The sequence below is a fragment of the Prosthecobacter sp. genome (genome assembly GCF_049294395.1).
GTDB lineage: Bacteria > Verrucomicrobiota > Verrucomicrobiia > Verrucomicrobiales > Verrucomicrobiaceae > Prosthecobacter.
Genome location: NZ_JBAQCR010000023.1, coordinates 1 through 5,984, shown reverse-complemented (window position 1 = coordinate 5,984; position 5,984 = coordinate 1). Strand labels below are relative to the sequence as shown.

The 5,984-nt window shown below is 58.9% G+C and carries 5 protein-coding genes; all 5 read right to left on the bottom strand.

All coding sequences use genetic code 11. From position 1 onward, the window contains the following. Positions 1–157 precede the first annotated feature (157 nt). Positions 158–1,000 carry a 4-(cytidine 5'-diphospho)-2-C-methyl-D-erythritol kinase gene (ispE, locus tag WAW39_RS01470; RefSeq protein ID WP_422315034.1) on the bottom strand — a complete coding sequence of 281 codons (843 nt, stop codon included), beginning with the start codon at positions 998–1,000 and terminating at the stop codon, positions 158–160. Between the two features lie 6 nt (positions 1,001–1,006). After that, positions 1,007–1,651: a polyphenol oxidase family protein gene (locus WAW39_RS01465; protein ID WP_422315032.1), complete on the bottom strand. Its 645-nt coding sequence runs from the start codon at positions 1,649–1,651 to the stop codon at positions 1,007–1,009. Between the two features lie 102 nt (positions 1,652–1,753). Then, positions 1,754–2,203: a MarR family transcriptional regulator gene (locus tag WAW39_RS01460; protein ID WP_422315030.1), complete on the bottom strand. Its 450-nt coding sequence runs from the start codon at positions 2,201–2,203 to the stop codon at positions 1,754–1,756. A 230-nt stretch (positions 2,204–2,433) separates the two neighbouring features. Beyond that, positions 2,434–3,972, bottom strand: a complete 1,539-nt coding sequence (locus WAW39_RS01455) for an MFS transporter (RefSeq protein ID WP_422315028.1) — start codon at positions 3,970–3,972, stop codon at positions 2,434–2,436. Between the two features lie 125 nt (positions 3,973–4,097). Beyond that, positions 4,098–5,819, bottom strand: coding sequence for an SUMF1/EgtB/PvdO family nonheme iron enzyme (locus tag WAW39_RS01450; protein WP_422315026.1), 1,722 nt, complete (start codon positions 5,817–5,819; stop codon positions 4,098–4,100). Positions 5,820–5,984 lie beyond the last annotated feature (165 nt).

The following is a 5,984-nucleotide window of genomic DNA, read 5'->3' as shown; positions in this document are numbered from 1 at the left end:
AAATGCGAGGATTTCAGCCCTCCATAGACTGGGTCTTGAGAGTGATTGGTTGTTGACTAAAACCCCTGCTTCACCGCAGGGCCAAGTTGAGGTTGAACAAACCAGAGGCCGGGCGGAATCGGGAGCCGCCCGGCCTCAATCTTTTCAGCAGGTGCTGCTAAACCGCCGCCGTCATGGTGGATTGGACCCAGGAGGTCTCGCCGCACCATTCACGGGCTTTGACGGCCAGTTCCGCTGCCTGAGCCGGTGTTTCAGTGATGGCAAACATGGTGCTGCCGGAGCCGGACATCAGGGCAGCGTGGACCTCGCTTTGCTCCAGCAGCCAGGTCTTCAGGGTGGGCAGGAGCAGGTGTTTTTGGAAAACGGGCCGCTCCAGATCATTCGACATGGCACCCCAAGGGCAAAGCTGCGGTGCGTAAAGAATGCTGGGGATCTCCTTGGAGTCGGCCCAGTTTTTGTAGGCCCAGGGGGTGGGGATGGGGAAGGGGGGCTTGATCAGGACCAGCGGCAGCTGCCAGGGGAAATCCACCCCGGTGACTTGCTCGCCTCTCCCGGCGCCGTCAGCCGCCGGGTTATCGAGAATGAAGCACGGGATGTCCGAACCGATCTGAGCCCCCAATTCGATGAGCTGCGCCTGCGTGAGCGGCGAGCCCGCGAGTTCATTGGCCCCCATCAGCACGGTGGCTGCGTTGCTGCTGCCTCCGCCGAGACCTGCGCCTGCCGGTATTTTTTTTTCCAGATGCATGCGCCAGGAGGACTGCCTGCCGGTGCGGTTTTCAAAGGCACGCAGGGCGCGCATGGCCAGATTGGTTTCATCCAGCGGCACCGTGGGGTCTGAGCAGGTCAGGGTCACATTGGTGCCTTTGCCCAGGTGTTCGATTTCGACCGTGTCGCCCAAGGCCAGCCGGCACAGGCGGGTCTGCACCTCATGAAAACCGTCCGGCCGTTTGCCGAGAATGCGCAGCCAGAGATTGATTTTGGCGGGTGAATGAAATGTCATGGTTGATCAAGCAGTGCGACCGAGCAGCGCCAGCATGCGCCCGGTTCGGCCTTTCTCCATGCGGTAGGAATAAAAGCCGCGCAAATCCAAAGAAGTGCAGAGCCCCGTGTCATGGATCTGCGCTGTCGGAACGCCAGCATCCAGGGCTTGCTGGCGAATCTGTGCGGCAAAATCGATTTCATAAGCTGGAGGTCGAATGCAGGGGCTCAACTGGATGTGCAGGTCCTCCGGGCGTGAGCCATAATGCTGCTGCATTTTCTCGATCGCCTGCGTCGTGATGCCGAATTCGGAACCTTTTTTGCCCGAATGCACGACGCCGAAGGCTCCGGTGCGTGGATCGGCGAGATAGACAGCGCAGCAGTCGGCGACGTAGATGCCAATCACCAGGCCCGGAACGTTTGAGATCAGTCCGTCGGTTCCCGAAATAATTTCACTCGTGGGTGCCGTGAGCACCGCAACCTCCCGCCCATGCACCTGTTCGGCGATGCACAGAGCAGCCCCCGAAAACCCGAGTTCCTCAGCCTGGGAGCGATGCCAGTCCCACAAGCGGCTCACGACGATGGCGCGCTCGTCGTTCACATCAATTTCGGGGTGCCGCAGGGTGAAGCGATGCGCAAATCCGGGCAGTGCTTCGAGCGCAGGGAAAGTCATCCATGGTTGATTGTTGTTCATCACAGGACTGTTCTGCCATGAAAAAAACAAAGGCGCACGGATAAACCGAGCGCCTTTGCAAAAGAAGAGGGAAACAATCGCTTAACGAGCCGTCGCCGCTGTGTCCAGAGAGCGATAGGAGTTCATGAAGCTGTCGGCATCTGCGGAAGAGGTTTCGCTCATGGCGTCAGCGATTTGATTCTGCAGTTCGTCACGCAGGCGGCTGACGAGCTCGATGCCACGGGAGGTGATGCGAACGAGCACCTTGCGGCGGTCATCCACAGCATGGGTGCGCTCCATGAGGCCGAGTTTTTCAAGACGGTCCACGAGGCCGGTGGCGGCTGCGGTGGAATGTCCCATCTTGCGGGCGATGTCGGTCATGGTCAGCTCTTTCGACGTAGCGAGGTAGCCGAGCAGGAAGAACTGAGCAAAGGAGATGTTATCTCGGTTCAGCTCACGGGAGAGATTAAGCAAAAACTCGCGCTGACTGAACAGGATGAAATCTGCCAGCTTGGCGTGGTCTTTGGCGGGGTTTTTGGTTCCGTTAATCATGGAGGGTGTCCTTAGAGCTATGGTTTCCGAGAAATTCTTGAATAATGACTAATGTAACAAGATCTATTGGTAGGATCAAGGTAAAATCATAGAATCCATAAGTTTTTACTCAGTGCGGTGAATAACTTCTTATTTGTGAGAGGTTAATGTACGCTTATTATTATCTATGAAAGGAGAATTAGCAAACACTCTTTCAAAGGGAGGTTTGAGTCAATCTCCCCAATTGGGGGCTATTGCAGAGTGCGGCCCTTGGTTTCGGGTGCGAACCACACCAGCACCATCCCCACGAGGTAGATGCAGGAGAGTACTGAATAGGCATTGGCAGCGGACTGCACCACGGTGACGGTGTCTGTCTTGAACATGGCCGTCAGATTTCCGAGTTGCAGCGCACCGATGGCGGCAATGAGGCGGCCAAAGTTGAAGCAGAAGCCCTGACCCGTGGCGCGCACGCTGGTGGGGAAGAGTTCCGGGAAGTAGAGCGGGAAGAAGCCGTAGAAGGAAGCCGTGATGCCGCCCAGCAGGAATGCGGTGGTGATCAGTGTGGTCGGAATCTCATCGCCAACAAAGGGAACATTGAAACGGAAGAAACCCAGCGAAGCCGCGAGGGCGGCGGCGCAGAGCAGGGTGTAGGTCACACGACGTCCCAGCTTGTCGGCGATGAAGGGGGTGATCAGGGTGGCGATAATCGCACCCAGAGCGGTAGAAATGACCACAAAATCGATCACGGGCAGAGTACTGCCTTTGGGTGCCAGATCGGAAGCCCAGCGGGCGGCCTGCTGCGCGGAGCCCCAGGTGCCGAGCAAGGCCACGGCGGCGAGTCCGGCCCCGATGAAAAGATTGCGCATGATGACGCTGCGGTCAGCCGTCAGCGTGCTGCCGGCAGCCACGGAGCGGGACATGTACTGGCGCATCGGATGCATGTAGCCCCACAAAGCGATGGCAAGACCCACCACCGTCACCAACCCAGCTCCGAGGCCACCGAGGTTCGCCAAAGGCGACCACACATAAATGATTCCCATGGCCGCGATGCAGGCAATGAGCACGCCCAGCAGATCCATCGTGGCCCAGTGCGAAGTGCTGCCGGATTTCTTTTCCGCCTCCCATTTGTGGGACTCGGGTACAAAGACGAGGATGAAGAAATTGATGATGGCCGGAAGAGCGCTGCTGACGGCAATGAAGCGCCACGCACGGTTGTGCAGCAGATACTCGGTGTTCTCCGGGGAAAGACCCATGGCATGAATCCAGCCGGTGACGACGTCCAGGCTGGCGTTCAGCTTCCAACTGATGAGACCGGTGAGCAGAAAGCCGATGTTTGAAGCGGCGCCGATCATGCCGGCGATCCAGGCGCGGTTCTTGTTGCCCCAGATTTCATTGACCAAGGCAACGCCAAGGGCCCACTCGCCACCCATGCCCAGGGAGGCCACGAAACGCAGACCGGCGAAGTGCCATGCCTCGGTGACGAAGGCGCAGAGCCCGCTGAAGATGGCATAGGTGAAAATGGCCAGCGTCATGGCCTTCACGCGTCCGAGCTTGTCTCCCAGCCAGCCGAAGAGCACGCCACCGGTGGCCGCACCCACAAGGAAGACGGCAATGATCACCGTGAACCACTGGGTCTGCACGATGGCGCTCGCCTGCGGCAGCAGGTCCTGCAACGCCGGTTTGCCGATAAGCGGGAACAACCCCATTTCAAAGCCGTCAAAGAGCCAGCCGAGGAATGCGGCGATCAGTGCGGCCATGGCACCATTGTTGGAGGATTTGGGCTGGGTCATGAGTGCGTCAGTGGGGAGTTTGAGGTGAGAGTGGCAGGCTTGAACGTATCGGGGAGTCGTGGGTGATCAAAAAACAGGCCGCTGGGGAGCAGCGGCCTGTTTGAGATCAGGGAAAAAGTGGAGCGTTATTCTTTGGCGACCCCGTTGTTCCAAGCGGCGAACATCTCCTCCACCGTGGGGATCTCCAGAGGGCGCACGATGCGGAAGCCGAGCCAGGTCGCGTCCGTGAGGTACCAGATGCTCTTTGGCAGCTGCGGGTCCTGCTGCTTCCACAGCGGATCGGAAGCCTTGCGGGCGGAGCTGCGGAGAAGTTCCGGATCGTCGTCATAGGTGCCGCCACGGGCAACGTGCGGGTAGGGGGTCTTGGAGCGCACCCAGTCGTTGCCGAGAATCGAAGAGGCTGGCGTCGTGGGGGTGTATTGATCGAGGCACCATTCGCAGACGTTGCCGTAGATGTCGTAGAGGCCCCAAGGATTGGGCTTCTTCAGGCCGATCTTCGCGTACTGGAAGTTCGGGGCGTTGTCAAAGTACCAGGCGTAGTCTTTGAGCTGTGCATTGTCGTCGCCGAAGAAATAAGCGGTCTTGGTGCCGGCACGGGCGGCATATTCCCACTCGGCCTCAGTCGGCAGGCGGTAGAACTGGCCGGTCTGGGCGCTGAGCCACTGGCAATACTTGTTGGCAGCGTGTTGCGTCATGCAGATGGCCGGGTAGCGGTCACGGCCCATGCCGAAGTCCATGGGCTGATACGGCGGGGTTGGCTGGGAGATCAGATCTTCCGGCTTGTCGGTCGGCTTCCACACCTGGCGGGAGCCGTCCTTGTTGCGGCCGATGCTGGTGAGCTGGAAGGGTTCATACTCATCCCATGTCACTTCGTATTTGCCCATCCAGAAGGGCTTCATGGTCTTCTTCACCTGCGGGCCTTCGTCATCGCCACGGTTGGCCTCGCTGTCAGGGCTGCCCATGGTGAATTCACCGCTCTTGATCACCACCATGCTGAATGGGATGCCCGTCTTCGGGATCTTGGAGTCATAAGGCTTCATTTCCGCCTCTTTCTTCTCCTTGGAGGTCTGCACGATGAAGGCGTGAATCTTCTTCACCAGTTCCAGGTTGTCCGGGTTGGTCGAAGCCGGGCCCTTCTTTTCCTTCGCGGTCAGCTTGAGGTCTTCAGGCCATGGCGCGCCTTGCAGGACCCACAGGCGGAGGAAATTGATGTCTTCCTTGCTCAGAGGGCCGCCGCTCTTCTTCGGCGGCATCAAATCGTCGTCATCAGCGGCCAGTGTCGTGGCATGGTAGATCGCGCTCTTGAGATCGAATGGCAGGATGTTCGGGGCGTTCTCGCCGGTGGTGAAGGCTTCCTTCTTCGTGGTGATGATCCAGTCGCCCTTGGCCTTGTCGGCATTGTGGCAGGAGACGCAGTTCTGCTCCAGGATCGGCTGGATGTGCTTTTCAAACTTGATGCGAGGGGTCTGCTCCAGCACCACGCCATCGGGCCACTCGGCGCCTTGCTCGATCCAGGTCTTGATCACTTCGATCTGGGACTTCTCCAGCGCGCCTTCCTTCTTCGGTGGCATGGCCATGTCTTCATCGGCGCCGAGCAGCAGCGTGGTGTAGATGGCGCTCTTCTTCAAATCGCCGGGAGTGAGACCGGGGCCGTTCTCATTGCCCTTCTTGATGTCTTCCAGCGTGTGCATGCGGAAGTCACCTTTGTCCTCTTTCTCGCCGTGGCAGTGGGTGCAGGCGCCTTCGAGCAGGGGCTTGATCTGCTTGTTGAAATCAATCTTCTCCGCAGCGCCAAGAAACGCGGGAGCCAGGGCTAGAAGTGGAAGGAGTGTTCGGGGAGAAAACATGGGTGCGGGCGATAGCATAGGCTTGGGCGGATGTCCAATACGAGGAAAGACTGTGAAAATTACGGCGGAATCAAACCCCAAACGCCCGCTGGCACACCTCCATGATGCCGGCACGCGTGGTGCAGCGGCGCATGGCACTGAGGAAGCCCTCGGCATCGGCCAGGC